General features: G+C 44.2%; 24 protein-coding genes. 16 read left to right on the top strand and 8 right to left on the bottom strand.

Annotation, left to right across the window (positions count from 1 at the left end; all coding sequences use genetic code 11):
* Positions 1-130: 130 nt before the first annotated feature.
* Together NO989_RS05720 and elbB are read right to left on the bottom strand one after the other, a co-directional pair.
* On the bottom strand, positions 131-1,582 hold the full coding sequence (locus NO989_RS05720) for a TrkH family potassium uptake protein (RefSeq protein ID WP_014947725.1): 1,452 nt from the start codon (positions 1,580-1,582) through the stop codon (positions 131-133).
* Between the two features lie 266 nt (positions 1,583-1,848).
* Positions 1,849-2,502: an isoprenoid biosynthesis glyoxalase ElbB gene (gene elbB, locus NO989_RS05715; protein ID WP_239238861.1), complete on the bottom strand. Its 654-nt coding sequence runs from the start codon at positions 2,500-2,502 to the stop codon at positions 1,849-1,851.
* A gap of 421 nt (positions 2,503-2,923) precedes the next feature.
* Between elbB and polA the strand changes: the two genes are divergently transcribed.
* Positions 2,924-5,716: a DNA polymerase I gene (gene polA / locus NO989_RS05710; RefSeq protein WP_371342208.1), complete on the top strand. Its 2,793-nt coding sequence runs from the start codon at positions 2,924-2,926 to the stop codon at positions 5,714-5,716.
* A gap of 416 nt (positions 5,717-6,132) precedes the next feature.
* Here the strand turns inward: polA and yihA are convergent, their stop codons facing one another.
* Complete coding sequence (yihA, locus tag NO989_RS05705) at positions 6,133-6,768, bottom strand: ribosome biogenesis GTP-binding protein YihA/YsxC (RefSeq protein WP_171337508.1); 636 nt, start codon at positions 6,766-6,768, stop codon at positions 6,133-6,135.
* A gap of 174 nt (positions 6,769-6,942) precedes the next feature.
* On the opposite strand from yihA, the gene NO989_RS05700 reads away from it, so the two are divergent.
* The 4 genes from NO989_RS05700 to NO989_RS05685 all read left to right on the top strand — a co-directional run bounded on the left by NO989_RS05700 (position 6,943) and on the right by NO989_RS05685 (position 9,680).
* Positions 6,943-7,566 carry a cytochrome c gene (locus NO989_RS05700; protein ID WP_371342207.1) on the top strand — a complete coding sequence of 208 codons (624 nt, stop codon included), beginning with the start codon at positions 6,943-6,945 and terminating at the stop codon, positions 7,564-7,566.
* Between the two features lie 300 nt (positions 7,567-7,866).
* The gene (locus tag NO989_RS05695; protein ID WP_371342214.1) at positions 7,867-8,568 is read left to right on the top strand and encodes a class I SAM-dependent methyltransferase; all 702 of its coding nucleotides are present in this window, start codon (positions 7,867-7,869) and stop codon (positions 8,566-8,568) included.
* A 127-nt stretch (positions 8,569-8,695) separates the two neighbouring features.
* A complete protein-coding gene (gene yihI / locus NO989_RS05690; RefSeq protein WP_014947719.1) occupies positions 8,696-9,199 on the top strand; it encodes a Der GTPase-activating protein YihI in 504 nt (167 codons plus the stop codon).
* A gap of 19 nt (positions 9,200-9,218) precedes the next feature.
* A complete protein-coding gene (locus tag NO989_RS05685; protein WP_333970790.1) occupies positions 9,219-9,680 on the top strand; it encodes a DUF2489 domain-containing protein in 462 nt (153 codons plus the stop codon).
* Between the two features lie 112 nt (positions 9,681-9,792).
* Here the strand turns inward: NO989_RS05685 and NO989_RS05680 are convergent, their stop codons facing one another.
* Positions 9,793-10,401 carry a DNA-3-methyladenine glycosylase I gene (locus NO989_RS05680; RefSeq protein ID WP_371342205.1) on the bottom strand — a complete coding sequence of 203 codons (609 nt, stop codon included), beginning with the start codon at positions 10,399-10,401 and terminating at the stop codon, positions 9,793-9,795.
* Between the two features lie 146 nt (positions 10,402-10,547).
* On the opposite strand from NO989_RS05680, the gene glyQ reads away from it, so the two are divergent.
* The 3 genes from glyQ (at position 10,548) to NO989_RS05665 (ending at position 14,062) form a co-directional block, all read left to right on the top strand.
* Entirely contained in the window at positions 10,548-11,453 is a 906-nt protein-coding gene (gene glyQ / locus NO989_RS05675) for a glycine--tRNA ligase subunit alpha (RefSeq protein ID WP_014947716.1), read from the top strand.
* Positions 11,454-11,455: 2 nt separating this feature from the next.
* Positions 11,456-13,534 carry a glycine--tRNA ligase subunit beta gene (gene glyS, locus NO989_RS05670; protein ID WP_371342202.1) on the top strand — a complete coding sequence of 693 codons (2,079 nt, stop codon included), beginning with the start codon at positions 11,456-11,458 and terminating at the stop codon, positions 13,532-13,534.
* Positions 13,535-13,618: 84 nt separating this feature from the next.
* Complete coding sequence (locus NO989_RS05665) at positions 13,619-14,062, top strand: hypothetical protein (RefSeq protein WP_371342200.1); 444 nt, start codon at positions 13,619-13,621, stop codon at positions 14,060-14,062.
* 165 nt (positions 14,063-14,227) lie between these two features.
* Here NO989_RS05665 and gyrB read toward each other — a convergent pair whose 3' ends face one another.
* The 4 genes from gyrB to dnaA all read right to left on the bottom strand — a co-directional run bounded on the left by gyrB (position 14,228) and on the right by dnaA (position 20,659).
* Complete coding sequence (gyrB, locus tag NO989_RS05660; RefSeq protein WP_039234384.1) at positions 14,228-16,648, bottom strand: DNA topoisomerase (ATP-hydrolyzing) subunit B; 2,421 nt, start codon at positions 16,646-16,648, stop codon at positions 14,228-14,230.
* An 8-nt stretch (positions 16,649-16,656) separates the two neighbouring features.
* Positions 16,657-17,745, bottom strand: coding sequence for a DNA replication/repair protein RecF (gene recF, locus NO989_RS05655; RefSeq protein ID WP_014975241.1), 1,089 nt, complete (start codon positions 17,743-17,745; stop codon positions 16,657-16,659).
* A 125-nt stretch (positions 17,746-17,870) separates the two neighbouring features.
* Entirely contained in the window at positions 17,871-18,971 is a 1,101-nt protein-coding gene (gene dnaN / locus NO989_RS05650; RefSeq protein WP_012516526.1) for a DNA polymerase III subunit beta, read from the bottom strand.
* A 32-nt stretch (positions 18,972-19,003) separates the two neighbouring features.
* Positions 19,004-20,659, bottom strand: a complete 1,656-nt coding sequence (gene dnaA, locus NO989_RS05645) for a chromosomal replication initiator protein DnaA (protein WP_039228897.1) — start codon at positions 20,657-20,659, stop codon at positions 19,004-19,006.
* Between the two features lie 626 nt (positions 20,660-21,285).
* On the opposite strand from dnaA, the gene rpmH reads away from it, so the two are divergent.
* From rpmH to NO989_RS05605, 8 genes are all read left to right on the top strand, one after another.
* Positions 21,286-21,420 carry a 50S ribosomal protein L34 gene (gene rpmH, locus NO989_RS05640; protein WP_014290886.1) on the top strand — a complete coding sequence of 45 codons (135 nt, stop codon included), beginning with the start codon at positions 21,286-21,288 and terminating at the stop codon, positions 21,418-21,420.
* Between the two features lie 15 nt (positions 21,421-21,435).
* On the top strand, positions 21,436-21,795 hold the full coding sequence (gene rnpA / locus NO989_RS05635; RefSeq protein WP_015000154.1) for a ribonuclease P protein component: 360 nt from the start codon (positions 21,436-21,438) through the stop codon (positions 21,793-21,795).
* A complete protein-coding gene (gene yidD / locus NO989_RS05630) occupies positions 21,780-22,028 on the top strand; it encodes a membrane protein insertion efficiency factor YidD (protein ID WP_014951464.1) in 249 nt (82 codons plus the stop codon). The genes rnpA and yidD overlap by 16 nt, the downstream gene beginning before the upstream one ends.
* A 10-nt stretch (positions 22,029-22,038) precedes the next feature.
* Complete coding sequence (gene yidC / locus NO989_RS05625; RefSeq protein WP_069945256.1) at positions 22,039-23,697, top strand: membrane protein insertase YidC; 1,659 nt, start codon at positions 22,039-22,041, stop codon at positions 23,695-23,697.
* Positions 23,698-23,761: 64 nt separating this feature from the next.
* Positions 23,762-24,244 (top strand): YajQ family cyclic di-GMP-binding protein, encoded by a 483-nt coding sequence (locus NO989_RS05620; protein ID WP_014977844.1) that lies wholly within the window; start codon positions 23,762-23,764, stop codon positions 24,242-24,244.
* A 2-nt stretch (positions 24,245-24,246) separates the two neighbouring features.
* Positions 24,247-25,635, top strand: a complete 1,389-nt coding sequence (gene mnmE, locus NO989_RS05615) for a tRNA uridine-5-carboxymethylaminomethyl(34) synthesis GTPase MnmE (protein WP_014951461.1) — start codon at positions 24,247-24,249, stop codon at positions 25,633-25,635.
* 90 nt (positions 25,636-25,725) lie between these two features.
* The gene (gene mioC, locus NO989_RS05610; protein ID WP_014977843.1) at positions 25,726-26,163 is read left to right on the top strand and encodes an FMN-binding protein MioC; all 438 of its coding nucleotides are present in this window, start codon (positions 25,726-25,728) and stop codon (positions 26,161-26,163) included.
* 27 nt (positions 26,164-26,190) lie between these two features.
* A complete protein-coding gene (locus NO989_RS05605; protein ID WP_015000151.1) occupies positions 26,191-26,859 on the top strand; it encodes a DnaT-like ssDNA-binding domain-containing protein in 669 nt (222 codons plus the stop codon).
* Positions 26,860-26,863 lie beyond the last annotated feature (4 nt).

The raw sequence follows: 26,863 nt of genomic DNA, 5'->3' as shown, positions 1-26,863 counted from the left end.
ATATCGCGATCGCAGCCTTCGGCTGCTAGAAAAAATAAACCCCTCCGAAAAAAGAGGGGTTTATCATCAATCTGAGGGCGATATTTATCGCCCTTTTTTTTAGCTCGTATCAAAACTACCGGTTTATTTGTTAACTGCGCCAGAACGTTGGTGAGAACAAGACCAGCAATGAGAAGACCTCTAGTCGCCCAAATACCATGGCAATCACCAGTATCCATTTGCCTGCGTCAGTAACATCAGCATAGTTGGCCGCTACGCTCCCCAATCCCGGACCTAAGTTATTCAGCATGGCCGCAGTAGCGGTAAAGGCGCTTAGGTTATCTAAACCCGTGGCAATCAAGCCTATCATAATGATAACAAACACCACTGCATAAGCTGAAAAGAACCCCCATACGGCCTCTACTACTCTGTCAGGCATGGCACGGTCGCCAAACTTAACGCTGTATACCGCTTTCGGGTGAATTAGCCTATCAACCTCACGCTTGCCTTGTAGAAACAGTAAGCAGACGCGTACTACTTTTAAGCCCCCACCCGTGGAACTTGCGCACCCGCCGATAAAGCTTGAAAAAATAAGCATAATAGGGAGGAATGCCGGCCAGACTGAAAAATCAGTGGTTGCAAACCCGGCAGTGGTACTAATAGATACCGCTTGGATCATAGCTTGGTCTAAAGCCTGCTCTGCCGAGCTATAGTAGCCTGATAGCGTAAGTACTAGGAAACAAATCCCGATGAGTGAGGCTTGAATGATAAAAAACGCCTTAAACTCTGGATCGTTAAAATAGCCTTTAACCGAACGAGAGCTCACCGCCGCATAGTGTAATGAGAAGTTTAACGCAGCAATAAGCAAAAACACGGTACACACCACGTTTACCATAGGACTATTAAAATAGCCTAAGCTGGCGTCGTGGTTCGAAAAGCCACCAATAGCAACCGTTGAGAAAGAATGGCAAATCGCATCAAAAACATTCATTCCCGCAAGCCAGTATGCACCGGCACATGCAATGGTTATGGATAGGTAGATGTACCACAAATGCTTTGCCGTATCGGCAATACGCGGAGTCATTTTATTATCTTTAACTGGGCCAGGAGTTTCTGCCCGATAAAGCTGCATTCCCCCTACTCCAAGGATAGGTAAAATGGCAACTGCGAGTACGATGATACCCATGCCACCTAACCACTGAAGTTGTTGACGGTAAAACTGTACTGAGTGAGGAAGAAAATCTATCCCCTCAATAACCGTAGCTCCAGTGGTAGTCAGGCCAGAAAATGACTCAAAGAAAGCATCGGTTACCGTCATGCTTGGTTGCTCTAGCAAGATAAGTGGAATTGCCCCCACGCTTGCTAGTACTGACCAAAACAGCGCAACAATCAGAAACCCTTCTCGTGCTCTTAAGTCATTTTTCTGCTGACGGTTGGGATACCACAATGCCATACCGCCGATGACACAAAATATAAATGCGAGGATAAAAGGCAGGCCACTGCCATCTTGATAAATCAACGACACGATAGCGGGTGGGATCATGGTTACGCTAAAAAGCGCAATTAATAACCCAAGTATTCGTATGATGGCACGGTAGTGCATTGTTTGTTATGCCTTTATTTTTATAGTGCGCATAAGGACTACTGAGCCCTAGTTACAATGTGCTTTTTGATATGGTTTCAAAAAGCGAATCTATCTACGTGAAACAAGGTAGATGAAATCCTATACGTTACGCATAGGGTTTTGATTATAGGACTATAATGAACAAGGGGAAACCTTTGTCTCCCCACTACATTAGGCTAATTACACATAAAGGCACCTGATCTTTTCACTAGGAAAAAACCAACCACTTTTATTTTTTTAGTTTTCTATTTCATAGCAAGCACGGTTTTGACCATCTTAGCAATACTCGCATTGGCTTCACTAATGCTTTGCGCCAGCATATACGCAGGTGTAGTAACAAGCTTCGCGTCATTATCAACAACCACCTCATCAACTGGGCACTCTACATGCGTTGCTCCTAAGGCATTCAGCCCACCAGCCGTGGCTTCGTCATTGCCAATGGTCAGTTTAGTTTTGTTGCCATACACTTTTGCTGCTAGCGCAGGTGCAATACACGCGTACGCTGCGGGCTTTTTAGCTTGAGCAAAGGCTTTGCACACTGTCAGCACCTCTTCGTTAAAGGTACAATTTTCACCGTCTACAGCAAACGTGCACAGGTTCTTCGCAGCGCCAAAACCACCAGGTAAAATAAGTGTGTCAAAAGCAGTTACGTCGCACTCAGTCACGGGTTTTATATCACCTCGGGCAATACGGGCCGATTCTACTAACACATTTCGGGTTTCACCTTCTGATACCTCACCGGTTAAGTGATTGACTACATGCAGTTGGTTTACATCTGGAGCAAAACACTGGTAAGACGCACCTTCTTGCTCAATGGCTAAAAGTGTCAATACCGCTTCGTGTAACTCAGCCCCGTCAAACACACCACTACCACTTAAAATAACGGCTACTTGTTTCATATTGTCCTCCTAGACGCTATGCCATCTACTTATTCAAAATTTGGCTATTAAACACACAACTGTTCAAAAAAAGTTCTTAATAATACGTGTATACATTGTTAATGGTTATGCTACATTACTTGACCAACTTGGTTAAACCAAAAATAAACGTACACCAAGTTATCCACATAAAATGGAATGGTAAGTAGCAGGTACGCTGTTTTCACACCTAAGTCTCATTCCCTTATTTTTCTTGATTTGAAAGGTGATCTTTAACTTGACAAAGATCATCCGGATCACTGTGCCCAAAATTTTAGATCACAAAGTTATCCACAGGCGAAATGCGATCCGCTATCGACCTTAATGTTCCTTCATGATATGGCGATCTGCCCTAGCCTGTGGCATCCTTGCGCTCATATTCTCTATTGGAAAATCGCCATCTATGCCTGATTCTAAAAAGCCTCCATTTATTCTTGTCGATGGATCGTCATATCTTTTTCGTGCCTTTCACGGTTTACCACCATTAACCAACTCAAAAGGTCAAGACACCGGTGCTATTTATGGTGTTGTGAACATGCTTAAAAGCTTGATCAAACAATACAACCCGACGCATATGGCGGTGATTTTTGATGCTAAAGGCAAGACCTTTCGCGATGACATCTATAAAGAGTACAAAGCGAACCGTCCTCCGATGCCGGATGAGCTAAGAAGCCAAATCGAACCGTTGCACGCCATCATTAAGGCAATGGGTTTACCTGTTATTGTTGAGTCGGGTGTAGAAGCTGATGACGTGATTGGCACGTTAGCCAAACACGCCACAGAAAAAGGTATTGATACCCTTATCAGCACCGGCGATAAAGACATGGCGCAACTAGTTAATGAACATGTCACCTTAATCAACACCATGACAAACCAACTGATGGATGTCGAAGGTGTAAATACGAAGTTTGGTATTCCACCGGAGCTTGTGATCGACTTCCTTGCGCTTAAGGGCGATAAAGTCGATAACATTCCAGGTGTACCTGGTGTAGGTGATAAAAGTGCTCAAGCCTTGTTAAACGGTATTGGCGGTATCGACGACATATATAAGAACCTGGATAAAATTGCAGATCTATCGTTTAGAGGCAGTAAGTCGATGGCGGCTAAAATGCAGGAATACGAAGAGCAAGCTCGGCTATCTTATACCCTAGCTACTATCAGCATCGATCTTGACCTTGACTACGACGTTGAGACGTTAATGCCGTGTCAGGCAGATAACGAACAACTTCGCGATCTGTTTGCCGAATACGAGTTCAAACGCTGGCACGCGGAAGTAAGCGCGCTTGTAGCCGGCGGAGATACCTCAGCTGCCAATTCAAGCGCCGACGAAAGCAAAAGTGACAGCGTAGAAGATACCGAACAAAGTTTAGCGGTAGAAATAGATAAGTCGAAGTATGAGACCGTGCTTGATGAGGCGCGTTTTAACGCTTGGGTAGCGAAGCTAGAAAAAGCCGAACTCATCGCTTTTGATACCGAGACAACCAGCCTTAACTACATGGATGCGGAGTTAGTTGGCGTTTCATTTTGTATAGAGGAAGGTGAAGCTGCTTATGTGCCTGTTGCTCACGATTATCCAGATGCACCCGCCCAGCTATCACGAGAATTTGTATTAGACGCATTAAAGCCTATTTTAGAATCGGACACCGTGATCAAAGTAGGTCAACACATAAAATACGACAAAAATGTGTTAGCGAACTATGACATTACCTTAAACGGCATCGGCTTTGACACCATGCTTGAAAGCTATGTACTAAACAGTACTGCGCAGCGCCATGATATGGACTCGCTTGCCCTAGCCTACCTTGGTCATAAAACTATTCACTTTGAAGAGATTGCGGGTAAAGGCGCAAAGCAGCTAACGTTTAATCAAATTAGCCTTGAAGAAGCAGGGCCTTATGCCGCAGAAGATGCTGATATCACACTTCGCTTACACAACGCTATTTGGACGAAGTTGAAAGAAATTCCTGAGCTTAAAAATCTATTGATAGATGTTGAGGTTCCCCTAGCCTGTGTACTTTCTCGTATGGAACAGGAAGGTGTATTGATAGATAGCCAAAGACTGCGTCAGCAAAGCCAGGATCTTGCCACACGGATTGCCGAGCTTGAAAGTGAAGTACATGAGGAAGCTGGCGAGCCATTCAACTTAGGTTCTACTAAGCAGCTTCAACATGTCTTGTTCGAAAAAATGTCGCTACCGATCATAAAGAAAACGCCTAAAGGGGCGCCGTCTACTTCTGAGGACGTACTGCAAGAACTTGCGCTTGAGTACCCGTTGCCGAAGAAGATCATGGAATACCGTGGCCTAACCAAGCTAAAGAATACCTACACGGATAAACTTCCTAAGATGATCAATCATCGTACGGGTCGAGTGCATACTTCGTATCACCAAGCAGTAACCGCCACGGGACGACTCTCTTCCACCGATCCTAACTTACAGAACATCCCTATCCGAAATGAGGAAGGTCGCCGCGTACGTCAGGCATTTGTACCAAGAGAAGGAAATAAGTTCGTCGCAGCCGACTACTCACAAATTGAATTGCGAATAATGGCTCACCTTTCGGGTGATAAGGGTCTGTTAGATGCCTTTGCGCATGGTAAAGATATTCATAAAGCAACCGCTGCGGAAGTTTTTGGTGTACCACTTGATGAAGTAACCACTGAACAGCGTCGCAGTGCAAAAGCGATTAACTTTGGCTTAATTTACGGTATGAGTGCCTTTGGGTTGTCGAAGCAACTTAATATTCCACGTAATGAAGCACAGAAATATATGGATCTTTACTTCGAGCGCTACCCAGGCGTGCTTGAGTACATGGATTCAACACGTGAGAGCGCGAAAGAAAAAGGTTATGTAGAAACCGTATTTGGTCGCAGACTTTATTTGCCTGATATTAAAGCCAGTAATGGTGCACGTAGAAAAGGCGCAGAGCGCGCAGCGATAAACGCGCCTATGCAAGGCACAGCGGCAGACATTATTAAGATGGCGATGATCAAAGTTGATGACTGGATTAGGAAAAATGCATCTGATGATGTGACCATGATGATGCAGGTGCACGATGAATTGGTTTTTGAGATAAAAGAAGACAAAGTGGAAACCTATGTCTCTACTATCACTGCTCTTATGGAAAGCGCAGCTACGCTAAATGTTCCGCTGGTTGTCGAGGCAGGTGTGGGCGAAAACTGGGATGAAGCGCACTAGTTTGGTAATTAGATTACAGTTTTTACATTAAAAGGCGCGTTATATTCATTAAATTTGGTAATTTAATTACATAACACCCTTGCCTTTTCTGTGCTTTGTTGTAATATTACACATGTAGGGTACAGAGGTGAGAAAGCTGTTTTCAAACCTTTGCTTTAACCCCGACAGTTTTGTCGGGGTTTTTTTATATCTGCAGAAAATAAATAATCCAAAAATATCAATAACTTAAAAAATAAAGCGAATTTTATTTTAATTTTTCTGAACTTCTCTATTTATCACGACTCTATATCTACGGTTTTTATGTGTTTTCTCTCAGTTTACGCCTCGCTCTATGCGGGGCGTTCTTTTTTCTAACACCCCATCATACCTATCCATCGGGCACGTCAGATCAGCACAAACGGTAAGGGTAAATTGCGCTACTGTACTTCGCTATCAGACTCTTCTATTTCGTCTTGTTTATCTATGCCAAACCACGTATCCAAAATACGCTCTAATTCGGGTAACCCGTGCTTGTTTAATGACGAGAAGGTTTGCACGGTAACATCGCCCATAAATGCCATCGCAGCTTCACGCGCCATTAACAGCTGTGCCTTTCGCTTACCGCTTTTAAGTTTGTCGGCCTTAGTAAGTAATGCCAGTACAGGAATATTTGACGCTACTGCCCAATGGATAAGATCTTGGTCTAAATCTTTGAAGGGGTGACGAATATCCATTAAAACGACTAATCCTTTAAGGGACTTGCGCTTTTGAAGATATTCACCAAGTGACGCCTGCCACTTCTTTTTCATGGCTACTGGCACTTTTGCAAAGCCATATCCTGGCAAATCAACCAAGCGTAAGTCTTCTTCTAATTCAAAGACGTTGATCAATTGGGTGCGACCCGGTGTTTTACTGGTTCTTGCCAAGTTCTTCTGACGAGTTAACGTGTTAAGTGCACTCGATTTACCCGCATTAGAGCGGCCCGCGAACGCTACTTCAATTCCGGTATCATTCTTTAAATGACGAATATCAGGTGCGCTCGTAAAGAATTTTGCTTTGGTGTAATACGACATCTAGACTTACCTCCACATGCGTCTCAACCTTCGGTTTACAGTTTTTTAATGAATAAACCAACTAAAAACCATAGTTTTATCATGGAATAGGTTTTTCTGACGCGTTAAATGTGTAAAATACGCATGATATCACGTATATCACGCGAGCCGTTGGATCCATTTAAGAGATTTATTATGAAAAAACTGTGTTTGTTGGTATGTATGTCTTTAGGTTTAAGCGCAACTGCTATGGCAGAAGGCGACGCCGAGGCAGGTAAAGCGAAATCTGCAGTATGTGCAGCCTGTCATGGCCCTGATGGCAACAGCATGATTGACATGAACCCAAAACTTGCTGGCCAGCATGAGAAGTACATTGTTAAGCAATTAACCGAATTTAAACTTGCCTCTCAAACAGGTGGCGAGGAAGGTCGTAACAATGCTGTGATGAACGGCATGGCTGCCCCACTTTCAGAGCAAGACATGAAAGATTTAGCCGCTTATTTCTCAAGCCAAGAGCCGAAGGCGGGTGAGACACCAGAGCAATACGTTGAAGCTGGCCGTGCGTTGTACCAAGGTGGCGACGAGTCTCGAGGCGTAACTGCATGTATCGCGTGTCACGGTCCTAAGGGCAACGGCATGGGCTTAGCAGGTTTCCCTGATATCAGCGGTCAACATGCAACTTATACTGCAGCTCAATTGAAAGCATTCCGTGCAGGCCAACGTCACAATGACATGAATGGCATGATGCGTGATATTGCGATGAAATTAACCGACGAAGATATTGAGATTTTATCTAACTATATCGCGGGCTTACACTAAGCATTACCGTTTTTGCACATTGTTGTTAAAAATTTGTTACCGAAAAAGTTGTATTTTGAAATTATTCGTGTAATCTAACGGCGTAGTTTGTAGGTGCCTTTGAAAAGCTACAAGCTAAATAACAAGAATAATAATAAAAATGCAGCATGGAAGACGGGATAAAGAGCCACGAGGGCCAAAAACAACAATACAGCTCTGCTAACAATAAAAATAAGGGGAGCACGGCTAGGGAAGCAAAATACACATAGAAGTGTATAACGGGAGAGGTGTCATCTGACACTCATACAATGTAAGGTGATGGTGAGAACCATCACCTTTTTCTTTTTTAAGCCCCTTATTATTGTTCACTTTCCTATGTACTGTCCTTTATGCAAAAGCGCTAACGCGCCATCTCACTATCACTCAGATAAAAAGCGCGATTACCTTCAATGTAGTCAATGCAAACTCGTTTATGTTTCTCCTGAATTCTTACCATCTAAAGAAGTAGAAAAGCAGGAATATGACCTTCACGAGAATAGCTTCGAAGACGAAGGGTATCGAAAGTTTTTAGGAAAGGTTTTAACGCCACTTACACCTTTTATAAAAGACATGAAATTTGGTGAACTCCGAGGACTAGACTTTGGCTGTGGCCCTGCGCCTGTTTTAGCAAGTATGCTGGAAGAAGAAGGCGTTAGGATGAATATGTACGATCCCTTCTATGCACACAACTTATCGGTACTTGAGCAAAGCTATGACGTAGTGACATGTACAGAGGCTATAGAACACTTTCACGCCCCTCATGTTGAATGGGCGCTATTTAATAAACTTGTAGCTTCTGGCGGCGTTCTTGCCATCATGACCAAGCGCGTACTTGATAAAGCTAGGTTTGCAAATTGGCACTATAAAAACGACGTCACCCACGTTAGCTTTTTCAGCGAAGCAACCTTTCAATATTTGGCACAGCGAGATGGCTATGATGTCACTTTTCCTGCCAGCGATGTCGTTCTATTGAGAAAGCGCTGAAACAAATTCCCGTAATACTTTATGTTCCCCGTATTGATTTTGCACTGCATACCCAAAGATCAATACGTAGACACTAATTCGCGCTATAATAGCGCTGTTTTTTCACTCTCTTTGTTATTTGGAAATTATGGCACGTTCAAAGAAATCACGTAAAGTCGGCCTAATCGGCGTTCGTAAAGATCCTGACTTTAAACCAAGCGAAAACCGCAAATCAGACTCGCCTCGCCCTAAAAAGCATAAAGGTAAGCCCGCTGGTAATCGCCACAATGTTGAACAGAAAAAAGTGACGGGAAAAAAGAGTGCTGAGAATAAAGATCCGCGCCACGGCAGTAAAAAGCCTATTCAGCTTGTAAAAGCAGTGACGCCCACCCCTGCTCAAAAGAAAAAGTACGCCACACCAGCCCAAGAACTGGCCGCGCTTGAAGCAGATCAACGCTTGTCAGATTTACTCGACAAACTTGACGACGATAAACCGCTCACCCGTGAACAACAAGCTTATGTCGACGAGAAGATGGCACGCCACCGCATTCTTTGTGACCTATTAGGAATAGTAGAAGAGGATGATGAAGACGACGATATGGATCCGTTTAATGATTTAGACGCTATTAATATCGACGACTTTAAGCACTAATAAAAAACGGGAAAGAGTCATGCTTTGGGCAGTACTTTCAGGCATCGCGCTACTAATTATTCTTGCGCTAGGCTTTTACGCAGGCAAACTGCTGTTTATGTTAAAACAGCAAAAAGAGCGACAAGAAGCCGCAAGGCAGTCGCGCGTAGCCACTATAACCGACAGTATTATAGTAATAGCTAAGGCGATGGAGCAGCAGCAATGTGATTTGTCAGAAGGCGTAATTCGCATCGTGAACCTGCTTAACGCGCTTCCAATAAGTACTCCGCCTGATTTTAAAGCGCAATATCCCAACATTCATGCATTATTCATAGAGGTAAGCGGATTTGCGATTTTAGAAGCAAGGCAACAGCTACCTAAGAATGAGCGAAGAAAGCAAGATATCGCTCGCGAGCAGATTGAATCGGAATACGAATCTAAGGTGCTGGACGAATTACCACCGCTGAAGGCTTATTGTGAGACACTCGTAGCCACTAAATAACGAGTAAGCGCGACTCTGATTTAAAAGATAAAAACTAATGCAATCAATATCGAAAATGGCCGAGTACAGTATGTAGTCGGCCATTTTTTTAACCCGGTTACCTTTGCCTATGTCACTTTATCGCGAGCTCGCAGGTACGTTCGTAGCAATGACACCCTACTTCGTGGTCATTGACCATACCCACAGCTTGCATAAAAGCATAGCAAATCGTTTCACCTACAAAATTAAATCCGTGCTTTTTAAGTGCTTTTGACATTGCTTTAGACGCATCAGTTGATGTGGGTGCTTGCCTGAAGTCTTCCCACGCATTAATGACCGTACGTCCATCTGTAAATTGCCAAATAAAATCACTGAATGGCTGCGACGCTTCGATAGCTAAGAAACCCTTGGCATTTTTAATAATCGACTCTATTTTGAGCTTGTTTCTGATTATGCCGCTGTCCTGCATCAGCCTGTCGACATCAGCGGGGCCCATCTTCGAAATTTTCTCAGGGTCGAACTGATAGAATGCCTGTTCAAAATTCTGCTGTTTTTTCAAAATAGTCAGCCAAGATAAACCGGCTTGCTGTCCATCGAGGCATAATTTAGCAAACAACGCGCGACTATCTAGCTCGGGTACCCCCCATTCGTTATCATGATACGCTAAATAAATAGGGTCGCTGCTTACCCAACCACAGCGATGCAAAGGCGTATTTTTTTCTATTTTTGTTTGATTGGGCATGACTTAAGATTAAATCCTTGTTGTGAAGTGGCATATTGGCTTTATTCGTGACGTTTTTTCACCCTTTACACCTACATACTATGCCTCACAAATTGTATACTATCCCACCTTTATTTTAAGTCAGATAACTAATAAGCAGCGGATGTATGCAGAAATACGATATTAAGACCTTTCAAGGGTTGATCCTTGCGCTTCAAGATTATTGGGCGCGTCAGGGCTGCGTTATTATTCAGCCTCTGGATATGGAAGTGGGTGCCGGTACTTTTCACCCTATGACGTTCCTACGTTCTTTAGGTCCAGAGCCAATGAGTAGCGCCTATGTTCAACCGTGCCGTAGACCGACCGATGGTCGTTACGGTGAGAACCCAAACCGCTTACAACATTACTATCAGTTCCAAGTAATGCTTAAGCCTTCACCTGATAATATTCAGGAGTTGTACTTGGGCTCTTTGAAAGAGTTAGGTTTCGATCCGCTGGTTCATGACATTCGCTTCGTAGAAGACAACTGGGAATCACCCACGCTTGGTGCATGGGGTCTAGGTTGGGAAGTGTGGCTAAACGGCATGGAAGTAACTCAGTTTACGTACTTCCAGCAGGTAGGCGGCCTTGAATGTAAGCCTGTTACCGGCGAAATTACCTACGGCTTAGAGCGACTCGCCATGTACGTTCAAGGTGTAGATAGTATCTACGACCTGGTTTGGACTGACGGCCCTATGGGCAAAGTGACCTATGGCGATGTATTCCATCAAAACGAAGTAGAACAATCGACGTATAACTTCGAACACGCCAACGTCGAAGCTTTATTTAGAACCTTCGACGAATGTGAAGCAGAAAGCAAAAAGCTTATCGAAAACAACCTTCCACTTCCTGCCTATGAGCAGGTTATGAAGGCGTCACACGCGTTTAACTTGCTTGATGCTCGTCATGCTATCTCAGTGACTGAACGCCAGCGCTATATTCTTCGCGTTCGAACGCTAGCCAAAGCGTGTGCAGAAAGCTACTACCAAGCACGTGAAGCACTTGGCTTCCCACTATGTAACAAGGAGGCATAAGCGTGCGTACAGAAAATTGTTTAGTTGAATTAGGTACTGAAGAACTCCCACCAAAAGCGCTTAAGTCTTTAGGTGAAGCCTTCGCCACGCAGTTTGAAACTGCGCTTACGCAAGCTGACTTAAGCTTTGATTCAGTCAGCTGGTTTGCAGCCCCCCGCCGCTTAGCCGTTTATGTTTCAGGTCTTGCTGAAGGTCAGGCTGACAAAGTAGTAGAGAAACGCGGCCCAGCAGTATCAGCCGCGTTTGACGCCGACGGTAACCCCACTAAAGCAGCACAAGGTTGGGCTCGCGGTAACGGCATTGACGTTGCTGACGCGGAGCGCCTTGTAACTGACAAAGGAGAGTGGTTACTTCATAAAGCCCACGTTCCAGGGCAATCAGTTGCAGAGCTACTAGAAGGGCTGATAAACCAAGCGGTAAGCAAGCTACCTATTCCAAAGCCAATGCGTTGGGGTAATTACAACACTCAGTTTATACGCCCTGTTCACACCCTTTGCGTGCTTTACGGAAGCGAAGTGGTTAACGTTTCTGTATTGGGCTTAACAAGCGGCCGCGTTGTTCAGGGTCACCGATTCCACGGCGAAGTTCGCTTTGAACTGGATCATGCTGACAATTACGCCTCTGCCCTAGAGCAACAATATGTGCTGGCAGATTTTGAGGCGCGTAAAGCTAAAGTGCGTCAGCAGCTTGAAGACGCAGCGCAAAGCTTGTCGCTTAAGCCAGACTATAATGAAGACTTGCTAGAAGAAATCGCGTCACTTGTAGAGTGGCCGGTTGTACTTCAAGCTGGGTTTGATGAGGCTTTCTTGGCAGTACCGAAAGAAGCGCTTATCTATACCATGAAAGACGACCAAAAATATGTGCCGCTGCTAGATAGCGATAGTGCACTTTCAAACACTTTCTTATTCGTAACGAATATCGAAAGTCGCGATGCGTCTCAAGTTATTTCTGGCAATGAAAAGGTTATCCGCCCTCGTCTTGCTGACGCTGAGTTCTTCTTTAACAGCGATAAAAAGACGACATTAGAAAGCCGTCTAGAAAGCTTAGAAACCGTGTTGTTCCAAAAACAGCTTGGTACGCTAAAAGAAAAGTCTGAGCGTATATCTTCCCTATCGGCGTTTATCGCGTCGCAAATAGATGCGAATGAAACACAAGCTGCACGAGCGGGTCTTCTAGCTAAAACCGACTTGATGTCGAACATGGTTATGGAGTTCCCAGACGTTCAAGGTGTTATGGGTAAATACTATGCGCTAAACGACGGTGAAGATGCGCCTGTTGCAGAAGCATTGTATGAACAATACATGCCGCGTTTTGCTGGTGACGCACTTCCTAGTTCAGGCGTTAGCGCATCGGTCGCGCTTGCTGACAAACTAGATACTCTTGTGGGTATTTTTGGTATTGGCCAGTTACCTAAGGGTGATAAAGACCCATTTGCGCTTCGTCGTGCAGCTATCGGTGTACTACGTATTGTCACTGAGCTGTCACTGCCGCTAGATCTTGAAACGCTAGTAAGCAAAGCTATCGATGTGTATGGCGATAAGTTAACGAATGCTGAAACACAATCTCAGGTTGTTGATTTTGTATTGGGTCGATTTACTGCGCTCCTACAAGATCAAGCTATTGCCATTGACGTTATTCAGGCCGTTGCTGCTCGTCGCCCTACTAAGCCAGCTGACTACTTAGCCCGAGTTCATGCGGTAGATAAGTTCAGAGCATTGGAAGAAGCCGAAGCGCTAGCTGCCGCTAACAAGCGTGTTGCAAACATCCTTGCTAAGCAGAACGTTGAAGTAACAGACACAGTGAATATTGATGAGTCACTGTTAGCCGAAGAAGCTGAAAAAGCGCTTTACGTTGAGCTGAAAGCCGCACAGAAAGAAGTTGATATTGCTGTTCCTTCACAGGACTACACGCGTATCCTTACTGCGCTAGCAACCTTACGTAATGTAATCGATAACTTCTTCGATAACGTAATGGTTATGGCTGATGATGAAGCGGTTAAGAATAACCGACTTGCTTTACTGTCGCTTTTAAGGCAACTTTTCCTTACTACCGCAGATATATCTATTCTCGCGAAGTCGTAGGCTAGTAAGAGTTAACGCGGTTTTATGCCGCGAAAAACAAAGAGCCCAGCCTTAACGTTGGGCTTTTTTATAAATGGAGACGCTGTGAAAAAGTTACTAACTATTGCTTCTATGTGCATAGCACTTTCAGCATGCTCAAGCAGTGGAAGCTTTAAAATTCCAGAAATAACACCGGACGTGCCTCGCATTCAATTCGAAAACATGTTTCTTAGAGGTGTATTTAACTGGTGGGAGGCTGACCCAAGTTACAAGTTCAAACGTTCAAATTCAGGCTGGACAGTTGATGTTGAACTCATTGCTGACGGACAACCCTATGACTTTAGGTTATCTGACGCAAAATGGACGCCCTCACAGAGCTGTGGCGGTAAATATAAAGGTCAGCCTGTAATGTTAGGGTCAACTGTTTATTTAGTCTGTGAGCAGGGCTCAGAGAACTTGCAATTCACACCCTCCTCAACAGGCACCTATCGCTTTACTGCAACAGCAGCAAGTGCGGGGGAAGTCGCCTTGGTTGTTTCAAAAGTTTAAATCTGATGCCGTAAATTTACGGCATCACTTAGCTTTTATCGTTGAATAAACTCTTCAACCACGTTTGTTCTCAGTAATCCCCTCTCTGTCTATACGAATAATTCGCCTTAGCGTAAGCAAAAAAAAAACGACCCATTGGTCGCTTTTTTCAAATAGCTAAAAACGCTACACGTCTAAGTTTTCCACTTTAAGTGCATTAGCTTCGATAAACTCTCGACGAGGCTCAACTTGATCACCCATCAGTGTGGTGAACAGCTGATCACAGCCAATAGCATCCTCAATGGTAACTTGAAGCATACGGCGGCTTTCTGGGTCCATGGTGGTTTCCCATAGTTGCTCAGGGTTCATCTCACCTAGCCCTTTATAGCGCTGAATGTATTGGCCGCGTTTCGCTTCGTTCATTAGCCACTCTAGTGCTTCTTTGAAAGACTCAACTGGCTGTCTACGCTCGCCACGCTGAATATAGGCGTCTTTGCCCATCATGTCGTTAATGGCAAGGTTAAGCTCTTTAAGACGCTGGTATTCAGACGACTCGATAAACTCATGATCGATAACGTACTCATAATCGATACCGTGCATACGCATAATGATTGTAATGTAGTACTCGCTAAGCTCAGCATCAGTGCGAATTTCATAACGGTATGTAGCACCATCGTTTTCGCGCTCTGTAAGCTGCTCTACGAAGTGTTTCGCCACATGCTCTAGTGCAGATTGATCTTTAAGGTCTTCAAGGTTTAGCGTAGGCGTGTAAAGCATTCTGTAGAGGATAGATGCAGGCATAAGACGTTTCATACGTGCAATCATCTTCTCTACCGATTGGTACTGCTTAACAAGGTTTTCAAGGCCTACACCACTAATACCTGGGTCTTCATCGCTGGTGTGCAAAGACGCACCGTCAATTGCGATTGATGTTAGGTAGTTAGTTAGCGCATCGTCATCTTTAAGATACTGCTCTTGTTTACCCTTCTTCACTTTGTATAGCGGTGGCTGTGCAATATATACATATCCACGCTCAATGATTTCAGGCATTTGACGATAGAAAAATGTGAGTAGAAGCGTACGAATGTGAGAACCATCTACGTCAGCATCGGTCATGATAATGATGCTGTGATAGCGTAATTTTTCAGGGTCATACTCGTCACGACCGATACCACAACCTAGTGCCGTGATAAGCGTCGCAACTTCCTGAGAAGAAAGCATCTTATCAAAACGCGCTTTCTCAACGTTTAGGATTTTACCTTTAAGCGGCAGAATAGCTTGGTTTTTACGGTTACGACCCTGCTTAGCTGAACCGCCCGCAGAGTCACCCTCCACTATGTATAGTTCACTAAGTGCAGGATCTTTTTCCTGACAGTCAGCTAGCTTACCTGGTAGGCCAGCCAAATCTAGCGCACCTTTACGGCGTGTCATTTCACGGGCCTTTCGTGCAGCTTCACGAGCACGAGCAGCATCAATAATTTTACCCGCAATGATTTTACTTTCTGCAGGGTTTTCTAATAAAAACTCTGCTAGCTTTTCGTTCATTGCCGACTCAACTGCTGGACGAACTTCAGAAGATACAAGCTTATCTTTTGTCTGTGAGCTGAATTTCGGATCTGGTACTTTAACGGAAATAACTGCGGTAAGACCTTCACGCGCATCGTCACCACTGGCATTCGTTTTTGCCTTTTTGTTCAGGCCTTCCTTTTCCATGTAGTTATTCAATGTACGCGTTAAGGCTCCACGGAAGCCCGCCAAGTGAGTACCGCCGTCGCGCTGAGGAATGTTGTTGGTGAAACAGAACACGTTCTCTTGGAAACTATCGTTCCATTGCATCGCGACTTCTACTGCAATACCGTCTTCTTGTTCACTGCTGAAATGAAACACTTTCTGGTGAACAGGTGTTTTCTTTTCATTTAGGTACTCAACGAAAGCTTTGATACCACCTTCGTACATGAAGTGGTCTTCTTTTCCATCGCGTTCGTCTTTCAAGCGAATAGACACACCAGAGTTCAAAAATGATAGTTCACGAAGACGTTTAGCAAGAATATCGTAGTGGTAAAGCGTATCTGTGAAGGTGTCTGAACTTGGCCAGAAACGGATCATAGTTCCCGTTTTGTCAGTATCGCCTGTTACGGCTAGTGGCGCCTGTGGAACACCATGATGATATTCTTGTTCATGCGCTTTACCGCCGCGACGAATACGAAGCTTCAGTCGGCTTGAAAGTGCGTTTACTACTGATACACCTACACCGTGCAAACCGCCCGACACTTTATAAGAGTTATCGTCGAACTTACCGCCGGCGTGAAGAACCGTCATAATAACTTCAGCTGCAGACACACCCTCTTCTGGGTGCAATTCAGTTGGTATACCACGTCCATCGTCAGACACAGATACTGAGCCATCGCTGTGAATGAGCACAGTAATCTCAGAACAATGTCCAGCAAGTGCTTCATCGATAGAGTTATCGACCACCTCGAAAACCATGTGGTGTAATCCGGTACCATCATCAGTATCACCGATATACATACCAGGACGCTTTCTTACGGCATCTAATCCTTTAAGTACTTTAATACTGGACGAGTCGTAGTTGTTCTCTGCTGACATACTAGCTTTTACTCCTCTTTCACGCTTCCATGTTCCACGTGAAACATTTTCTTTTCGTTGTATTTTTGTATAAAAGCGAGTTGCGTGGATTCTATTGCAGTAACGAAAACCTGCGTATCCATTTTGAGCAACCCATCAATAAATTGTTCTCTTTTATCGGCATCTAGTTCGGCACCTACATCATCAAGTAAAAAGATACTTTTACGCTGCGTTGCCTTATTAAATAGCTTAGTCTGTGACATTTGAAGCGCTGCCACAGCCATTCTAAGCTGTCCTCTCGATAAAAGCTCCTGGGCGTTTACTCCATTCACTTTAAGCCTTAAATCGGCTTTATGGGGCCCAGAAGAGGTATGTCCTATTTTACCATCATACTCACGTTTTTTAACTAGGCTTTCTGATAAACCGACATCTTTTTCCCACCCTTTATAGTAACTTAATTCCACATCGAAGTTAGGAAGAAATTCTTGCGCATATTGCTTAAAAATAGGCGTAAGGGTATCCACATATTCCTGACGCGTAGCCGATAGAGATTCACCTAGTTCTGAGAACTGAGACTCCCAATATTGATTTTGTGGTGCGCTTAAATTTGCCTGCTGTTTCAGTAAGGCATTTCTATGTTTTAAAAATTTACCATACTGATTAGCAAGTGATTGAAACTGATGTTCCACGTGAAACAATCCCCAATCACAAAAACGTCGACGCTCGGAAGGCGAACCAATTATAAGGTCAGTACTCTGCGGAGTAAAAAGTTGAAGTGGTACCAAGCTAACTAAATCTGATAATTTATTTGAATGTTCACCGTTAATACTACAAGTGAATGTCTCATTTCTACTTCGTTGAAAACCTAGCTTTAATTCATCCCCTTCTTCAGTTTTGCATGACGCGAAAACACTGAAGCTGTCCTTCTCATTTTGAATAACCGAACTGTGTTTATTTGTTCTAAAAGAACGTCCAAAGCCTAGGTAATAAAGTGCTTCGATTAACGAGGATTTCCCACTCCCATTCACGCCTTTAATGATAGTCAACGCTGGTGAAGGAGAAAGTGATACGGAACTAAGATTACGAAACTGTGTAATCTGGACGCGGTCCAGTTTCATGAGGTCACACTGATGAAAGAAAAGAAGCGAGGAGTATCAACACTCATCGCTTCTTGAATTGATAATTTAAATGACAAAATAACGTGGAATATGCGAAACGCTGCAAACACTTAATGTAGTAGTGACTACAGTCGCATTGGCATAATAACGTATAACGCGGCGTCATCAGCATCATCTTCGATTAGCGCACTTGCGTTTGAGTCTGATAGGCTCACTTTAACGCCATCAGATCCAAGCGCATTCAATACGTCAATTAGATAGGCAACGTTAAAGCCAATTTCTAAATCGTCACCTTGATATTGAACATCAACGATTTCTTCCGCTTCTTCTTGCTCTGGGTTATTAGCCGTTATCTTAAGCTCACCAGAAGACAAGTTTAATCGTACGCCTCTAAACTTTTCGTTAGATAGAATGGCCGCACGTGAAAAAGCTTCTTTTAATACAGCTTTACTCGCAATAATTTCCTTGTCGCCATTTTGAGGTAAAACACGGCGATAATCAGGAAATCTGCCATCAACTAATTTCGAAGTGAAAATGAAATCGTTTGAGAAAATTCGAAGATGGTTTGCGCCTATTTGCACCTTAAGAGATTTGTCATCTTCGCTAATAAGACGAGAAATTTCTAACACGCCTTTACGTGGAATAATTACCTGACGAGATGGCAAAGCGGTCTCATAGTTTAGGCGACAAAGTGCAAGGCGGTGACCGTCTGTTGCAACGGTACGAATGATATTCTCTTCCGTTTCAAGGGACATACCATTTAAGTAATAACGTACGTCTTGTTGAGCCATTGAGAAGCTCGTTGCATCGATAAGACGTTTTAGATCACTGCACGATAATTCAAACTCAACTTCGCCTTCCCAGTCTTCTAGATTTGGGTAGTCGTTGGCAGATAAAGTAGAAAGCGTATAACGACCTCGACCGGCACGAATAAGTGCTTTGCTGCCGTCTAACGAGAAATGAATATCTGTTCCTTCAGAAATACCGCGAATAATATCAAACAGCTTTTTAGCAGGAACAGTAATTTCACCTTCCGTGAATTCACCTTCTAATTTCACACTAGAAATTAGTTCTACCTCTAAATCTGTACCAGTAAGCCAAAGTGCGTCCTCACTTACTTTGATGAGAACATTGGAAAGAATTGGCAGTGTGTGTCTACGCTCTACAGCACCAGATACCAACTGTAGGGGTTGTAAAAATTGTTCGCGGCTTATAGTAAATTTCATCGCAGTGCTATCTCGCCTCTAAGGTCGTGGTGTTAGGAAGACAAAGTCCTAATGAGGTTCTTATAGTCCTCTTTTATATCATGACTTTCTTCTCTTAGCTGCTCTATTTTTCTACAAGCGTGTAAAACCGTAGTGTGGTCTCGTCCACCAAACGCGTTTCCTAGTTCAGGTAAACTGTGGTTGGTAAGTTCTTTGGCCAGCGCCATCGCGACTTGGCGAGGACGCGCCACACTACGACTACGTCGTTTAGACAAAATATCAGCTACTTTTATCTTATAATAATCTGCGACGGTTTTCTGAATATTATCAACGGTTACCAATTTTTCTTGAAGCGCCAAAAGGTCTCGAAGCGCTTCGCGAACGAAATCAATAGTGATAGGGCGACCGGTAAAGTTTGCGTTAGCAATAACACGGTTAAGTGCACCCTCGAGCTCACGTACGTTTGAACGCAATCGCTTAGCTATAAAGAACGCCACTTCATTAGGTAAGTGAATCCGGTTCTCTGCCGCTTTGCGCATCAAAATAGCCACTCGGGTTTCGAGCTCTGGTGGCTCTATAGCAATAGTTAAACCCCAACCGAAGCGCGATTTCAATCGATCCTCTACCCCATCAATCTCTTTAGGATATCTATCAGAAGTAAGGATGATTTGTTGGTTACCTTCAAGAAGCGCATTGAACGTGTGGAAGAACTCTTCTTGTGAACGCTCTTTATTAGCAAAGAATTGAATATCATCGATAAGTAACGCATCAACGCTGCGATAGAAGCGCTTAAAGTCCTCTATCGCGTTATTTTGTAGTGCCTTAACCATATCCTGCACGAAACGCTCTGAATGCATATACACAATTTTAGCGTCACCGTTATTAGCTACGATGCCATTACCCACTGCATGTAATAAGTGAGTTTTACCTAAGCCCGTACCACCGTAAATAAACAGTGGGTTGTAAGAACCGCCTGGGTTATTTGCAACTTGAGTTGCAGCCGCACGTGCTAGCTGGTTAGATTTACCTTCGACAAAGTTGTCGAATTGATAGGTCGGATTAATATTACTTTTATGCTTCATCGCCTCAGGGATCGGGATCACTTTCGGCGGTGTAGACGATCTTGGCGCTTGATCTGCGTATGCATTATATCCATTACGGTCGTGGTTTTGCGCACCGCGATCATTTAGATCCATACCCTGTGTGTATGAAGGTGATTTTGAAAACGCATTGTTTTGTCCTTGATCACCCGCTTGGCTTGCCGATGATGGCATACCGCTATTCGACATTGGTGAATAAGACGATGTGTGCTGCCCATTACTGCCGCTGTGAACAGGCTGATTACTAGTATTATAGTTCTGATACCCTTGACCGCCCGCAGGTGCACTAGGCTTACTTGGTTGATTATTAGGCGTATTTGGAGCAGGTGAAGATCCGCTGGTACTTACAGGCTGACTTCGGCTTACGCTGTGACGATTCATCACTTCTAAACGCAATTGTGGTGCGTCACTTCCGGCAAACTCTTTTAGTAGTGCGGTAATATTATTCAGGTACTTGTCTCTTACCCAATCAAGTACAAAACGATTGGGAGCATAGAGTGCAACCACGCCTTGTTGTTCTTCACAAACAAGCGGTCGTATCCACATACTAAACTGCTGCGTTGGTAATTCTTGACGCAATCTTTCAAGGCATTGGTTCCACAAGGACATGGTACGTAGTTAGCTCCCGTAACTCGCTAGAAAAACCAACTCCTGAAAAGCCAAGCATAAAGAAAGCAGGCACTAAAAAGCGCCATTAGAAGAAAATAGCGTTGGAAGTGTTGGGTAGCAGCGAGAAATTAAGTTATCGTTTTAATCGCTGTGGATTATCTTACTTTATCAACACAATGTAAATGGCGATCCCGATCGATCTTTTCGATCAAAACAACAAGCAACTGATTAGCAAGCTTTTTTCTTTTAGATCAAATCAAACTATAACGAGAAAAATTCATTCTAAATTTGTGCTAAAAAACCGTTAGATCACCTTGCTTTTTATATCTATCTCTGTGTTTTTCACAACGCACTGTGGATAACCTAACCAAATTTTACGCGTTATTCACAGACGATTTGTACGAAAACTGCGTTATCGATTAAGCTATCGATTAGAAAATGCAAAAATTGTTCACTTATTCATCCGAAAAGCGAGAATATGCATTGACAGCACGCCCCGAGATCTCTAGAATTCAGCGTCCTTTTTCGATGGGCTTTTCTGGTGAAAACACCACATTGTTCTGGCAACAGCATAATGTGTTACCAAAAACGCCTATGTTTAACTAAATATAAGTGAGACTTTGGTCATGAAAAGAACATTTCAACCGAGCAATCTAAAGCGCAAGCGTTCTCACGGTTTTCGTGCTCGTATGGCGACTAAAAATGGTCGTAAAGTACTAGCAGCTCGCCGTGCAAAAGGCCGCGCTCGTCTTTCAGCTTAATTGAAAGACGCCAAAGTGGGCGAGAATAATTTTTCTAGGGAGTTACGTCTGTTAACTCCCACCCACTTTACCTATGTGTTTGATAACGCAACCCCAGCTGTATCTCCCTCTTTTACTGTTCTAGCCAGAAAAAATACACTTTCAACTCCTCGTTTAGGCATTACGCTCGCGAAAAAACGTATCCGTAAAGCTCACGATAGAAATCGTTTGAAGCGATTAGTCAGAGAAAGTTTTAGGCATAAACAGCACAACTTACCCAATGTCGATATTATCGTTATTGGCAAGTCTGGCGCTGACAACCTTAGCAACCAAGAAGTTTTCGCTACATTGGACAAGCTATGGAAAAAATTAAACAAGCGTTGCGGCAACTCTTAATTGCAGTGCCTTTGGCATTGATAAAATTTTATCAATGGTTCATTTCCCCTATGTTAGGGCAACGATGTCGTTTCCATCCTTCTTGTTCTTGGTATGCTATAGACGCATTAAAAACGCACGGATTAGTAAAAGGCGGTTGGTTATCTATTAAACGCATATTAAAATGCCACCCTTTGCATGCCGGCGGATATGATCCAGTGCCGGAAAAACAACAAGATAAACACTCAAAATAAAGAGACCTCTATGGAATCGCAACGTAGTTTTCTGATAATTGGCCTTGCGCTAGTTAGCTTTTTGCTTTGGCAATCATGGCAAAAAGATTATGGGCCACAGCCAGTTGTGCCTGTTGAGCAACAACAAACGCAAGAGACATCACAAGGCGTACCGTCATTTAATGAAAATGGCAGCGAAGATGTACCTAGTAGTGATAGCGTTCCTGCTGCACAACCTATCGCAGCGGCGCAAAGCTCAAACCGCATTATTGAAGTAAAAACCGATACGCTTGATTTACGCATCGATTTGCTAGGCGGCGATGTAGTATCAGCAGACTTACTTAAGTTTCCGGTAGAGCAAGGTTCGGATATTCCTTACAGCCTACTTCGCTCTGGCAACGGTCTTTATGTAGCGCAAAGTGGCCTAATAGGTGCTCAAGGGCCTGATGCAAGCAGCAGTGGCCGCCCTGTGTATAATGCACAAAGTGACTATTATGAAATGACTGGCGACACCCTTGTTATTCCTCTTACATGGAAAAACAACCAAGGCTTGTCAGTTACCAAAACCTTCACTTTCACTAAAGGTCAGTACGACGTAAACGTGAGCTATAGCGTTGAAAATGGTACTGGCAGCGCAGCAACGGTTCAGCCGTATGCACAGCTTAAACAAGTGATGGAGTTTGAAGACGACGGTAACATGTTTATGCCAACGTACCGTGGTGCTGCATTTTCAACGGAAGATGACCGCTACCAGAAGTACTCGTTCGACGAGATTGAAGATGACAACCTACGCGAAACCACGAAAGCGGGTTGGGTTGGCATGCTTGAACATTACTTTGTATCAGCATGGGTACCTTCACAAGAGCAAACTAACACGCTTTATTCTCGTAACCTGAAAAATCAGTATGCGGTAATTGGTGTATTGTCTCCGTCTGAGAGCGTAGCGCCTGGTGAAACCAAAACCCTTGCGTCTACCCTTTACATGGGTCCTAAAGATCAAGAAAGCCTAGCGAAAATTGCGCGCGGATTAGACCTAACCGTTGATTACGGTATTCTTTTCTGGATTTCACAGCCGCTGTTCGCCCTTCTTACATTCCTTCATAGCCTAGTTAATAACTGGGGTGTGGCAATTATCCTTATCACTATTGTAGTGAAAGGCGCGATGTACTGGCTAACTAAGAAGCAATACGAGTCAATGGCACGTATGCGCAACTTAGCACCTAAGATGCAGCAGCTAAAAGACCGTTTTGGCGACGACAGACAAAAAATGTCTCAAGCTATGATGGAGCTTTACCGCAAAGAGAAAGTAAACCCAATGGGCGGTTGCTTACCTCTTCTTCTGCAAATGCCTATCTTCCTTGCGCTTTACTGGGTACTGATGGAAAGTGTTGAACTACGCCATGCAGACTTTGTGCTTTGGATCACTGACCTTTCTACAAAAGACCCATACTTTGTGCTGCCAATTCTAACTGGCGCAAGTATGTACCTATTGCAAAAACTTCAGCCAACCACCATTACTGATCCAATGCAGCAGAAAATCATGCAATGGATGCCGGTAGCAATGAGTGTATTCTTCCTGTGGTTCCCTGCAGGTCTGGTACTATACTGGCTAGTCAGTAACGTGATTACCTTGGTTCAAGCCAAAATGATTTATGCTTCAATGGAGAAGCGGGGCATCAGCAGTAAATAACACGCTGATCAATGAATTATACAGCCCGCCTATGCGGGCTGTTTTGTCTTAAGAGGAATAACCTGTGCCATCATTTGATATTGTTTCTGAAATCAACATGGAAGAAGTACGCAACGCCACTGAAAACGCAAGCCGTGAGCTATCAACGCGTTTCGACTTTCGCGGTATTGACGCGAGCTTTGAGTACAAAGATAAAACCGTGGTCATGAAAGCTGAAGCTGAATTCCAACTTCAGCAAATGGAAAGCATGTTTAGAACGGCGATGTCTAAACGTAACGTAGACACTTCATCTATGGATGTTAAACCCTACGATGCACACGGTAGAACTTACCGTCAGACCATTACCTTTAAAGAAGGTATTGAGCAGCCGATGGCGAAGAAGATTGTGAAGCTGGTGAAAGACGCCAAAATCAAAGTGCAAACGGCTATTCAAGGCGAAGAACTTCGCGTAACAGGTAAAAAGCGTGATGATTTGCAGCAAGTGATTTCACTGGTTAAAGAGTCGAACTTAGGCCAACCTTTCCAATTTAAAAACTTCCGCGACTAATTATGGAATCACTCACCCTTTCTACCGACACTATTACCGCACAAGCGACAGCGCCCGGTCGTGGCGGCGTAGGTATAGTACGTGTTTCAGGTCCTAAGGCTAAAGCCATCGCTGAGGCGTTAGTACCAAGCGCACTAACACCACGTCTTGCGACCTATACGCCGTTTGTTGATGCTAACAACAGCGTAATAGACCAGGGCATAGCACTGTTTTTTAAAGGGCCTAACTCATTTACCGGTGAAGATGTACTTGAACTGCAGGGCCATGGCGGTCAAGTTGTCATGGACATGCTGATTGATGCCGTGCTTGCAACGGGCGATGCCCGGCTTGCCAATCCAGGTGAATTCAGTGAACAAGCCTTTTTAAATGATAAATTAGACCTTGCGCAAGCAGAGGCGATTGCCGACTTGATTGATGCAAGTTCTAAACAGGCAGCAAAAAGTGCGCTGCGCTCGCTACAGGGTGAGTTTTCTACACAAATTCAAACGCTATCTGACCAAATCGTGCATCTTCGTATGTACGTAGAGGCGGCCATCGATTTTCCTGAAGAAGAAATTGATTTCTTATCTGATGGGAAAGTATCAGGTGACTTAAGCGCAATTATGCAAAGCTTAACCAAAGTGCGCGAACAGGCTAAACAAGGCACCTTGTTGCGCGAAGGTATGCAGGTGGTGATTGCGGGGCGACCTAACGCCGGTAAATCGAGCTTATTAAACGCCCTGGCAGGACGAGATAGCGCCATTGTTACCGATATAGCCGGTACCACGCGAGACGTGCTTAAAGAGCATATTCACATTGATGGTATGCCGGTGCACATTATCGACACAGCAGGACTTCGAGAAAGCCCAGATAAAGTGGAACAAATTGGTATTGAGCGCGCGTGGCAAGCTATCAATGAAGCTGACCACGTATTATTCGTTGTAGACTCTACCGCAACTGCTGTTATCGACCCTTATGAAATATGGCCAGAATTTATGGCCCGATTGCCACAAGGCATCCCCGTTACCGTAGTTCGCAACAAGGCCGACCTTAGTACCTTAGATATTGGACAAAGCACAGTTGCCACCGAGCAAGGTGATATCTCAGTTATCAATCTATCAGCCAAAGAAGGTAGCGGCGTCGACACGCTAAAAGCACATCTGGCCAAAACCATGGGCTTCGATACTACAACTGAAGGTCAATTTATTGCGCGCAGACGACACATAGATGCACTCGACCAAGCCTACAGTTATGTAAGCACTGGCGAACAACAACTGCATGATGCTATGGCGGGTGAGTTGCTTGCTGAAGAATTGCGCTTGGCTCACCAGGCACTATGTGAGATAACCGGTGAATTCACGTCAGACGACCTACTTGGTAAGATTTTTTCATCGTTCTGTATCGGCAAATAGCGTGACCATAAAAGTAAGAAGGTGAATAACCTACGGGATAAGCCGCACTTACGTTAAGACGACAATCGTAAATAGAGAAGCAACCCAATAATGAGCAAGCATTTTGAAATCATCGTCGGCACCATGTTAGGTGCCGCAGAATATGTGGCTGATGCCATTGCGGAAAAACTTGATGCGAGCGGGCACACCCACACTATTCACGCAGAACCAAATTTAGATGAGATTAAAACAGAATCAACGTGGATCGTGTGTACATCAACCCACGGTGCTGGCGAATTACCTGACAACATCCAGCCGTTCGCAAAACAGCTAGAGGGCGCGGATTTAAGCGCAGTAAATGCCTACGTTATTGGGCTAGGTGACACCAGTTACGACACCTTTTGTTTCGGCGCAAAAGAAATGGAAAAGCATATTAAAAACGCAGGTGGCACGTTAATTACCGACGCGCTATACATCGATGTGCTAGAACACCCTATCCCTGAAGATGCCGCCGTAGAATGGTTTGACGAAAAGCTGGCCAATGCTTAACAAGCGTTTTTACGTGGAACCAATGCGATGAACAGCAACCTTACCCAAGCTGAACTAGCGGCGTTGCAATCTCCCCTTTCTAACGATTGCCGGGTACTGTATTTACTTGGGCTTCGAACAGGTGCAAATTCGGCAACGACATCGTCGGCACCTATTGATTATAAGCAATTATTGAATTTGCTAAACGGCGACAGCAAAGACGAGCCTTACCAACGCGGTCGTCAAATCAATAGCTTGGTGAAGCAGCTTGAACAAGTGGGTTTGGTTGCCCTGCCCCTTGAACTTGATCTTGAGCATACAATCAACGGGAAAACCCTACTTCTTCCGCTTCTAAGCGAGCCGCAGTCAGACTTCGACCAACTACATGCCCGTCATAGCGCCATGACCCCTAACTGGACGCCCAACAAGGCGTTGTTTGAAGAAATGGCCTCGCTACTGGGTATTATCGATAAAACATTTGATGACAACGAGGTGGGTGAATTCATTGCCTATTGGTTAGGAAGACCAAGTTCAGTGTTTAGCGAATTCCAATGGACACAAAAGTTTGCCAACAATATCAAGCGCAAGCGTCTCGCTTCAGGCTACGCCCCAACAAAGGTGGTGGGAACGCAACAAGTGAAAGTTGCAGCCGGCATAGAAGCAGATGATAATGCTAGAAAGCTGGTGGAAAAGTATGCCGCAACTAAGAAGAGTTAATTCG

The organism is Alteromonas sp. DY56-G5 (genome assembly GCF_041414725.1).
GTDB classification, from domain to species: Bacteria; Pseudomonadota; Gammaproteobacteria; order Enterobacterales; family Alteromonadaceae; genus Alteromonas; species Alteromonas macleodii.
The sequence above is the reverse complement of the archived record's forward strand: the minus strand, read 5'-3'. Positions and strand labels throughout refer to the sequence as shown.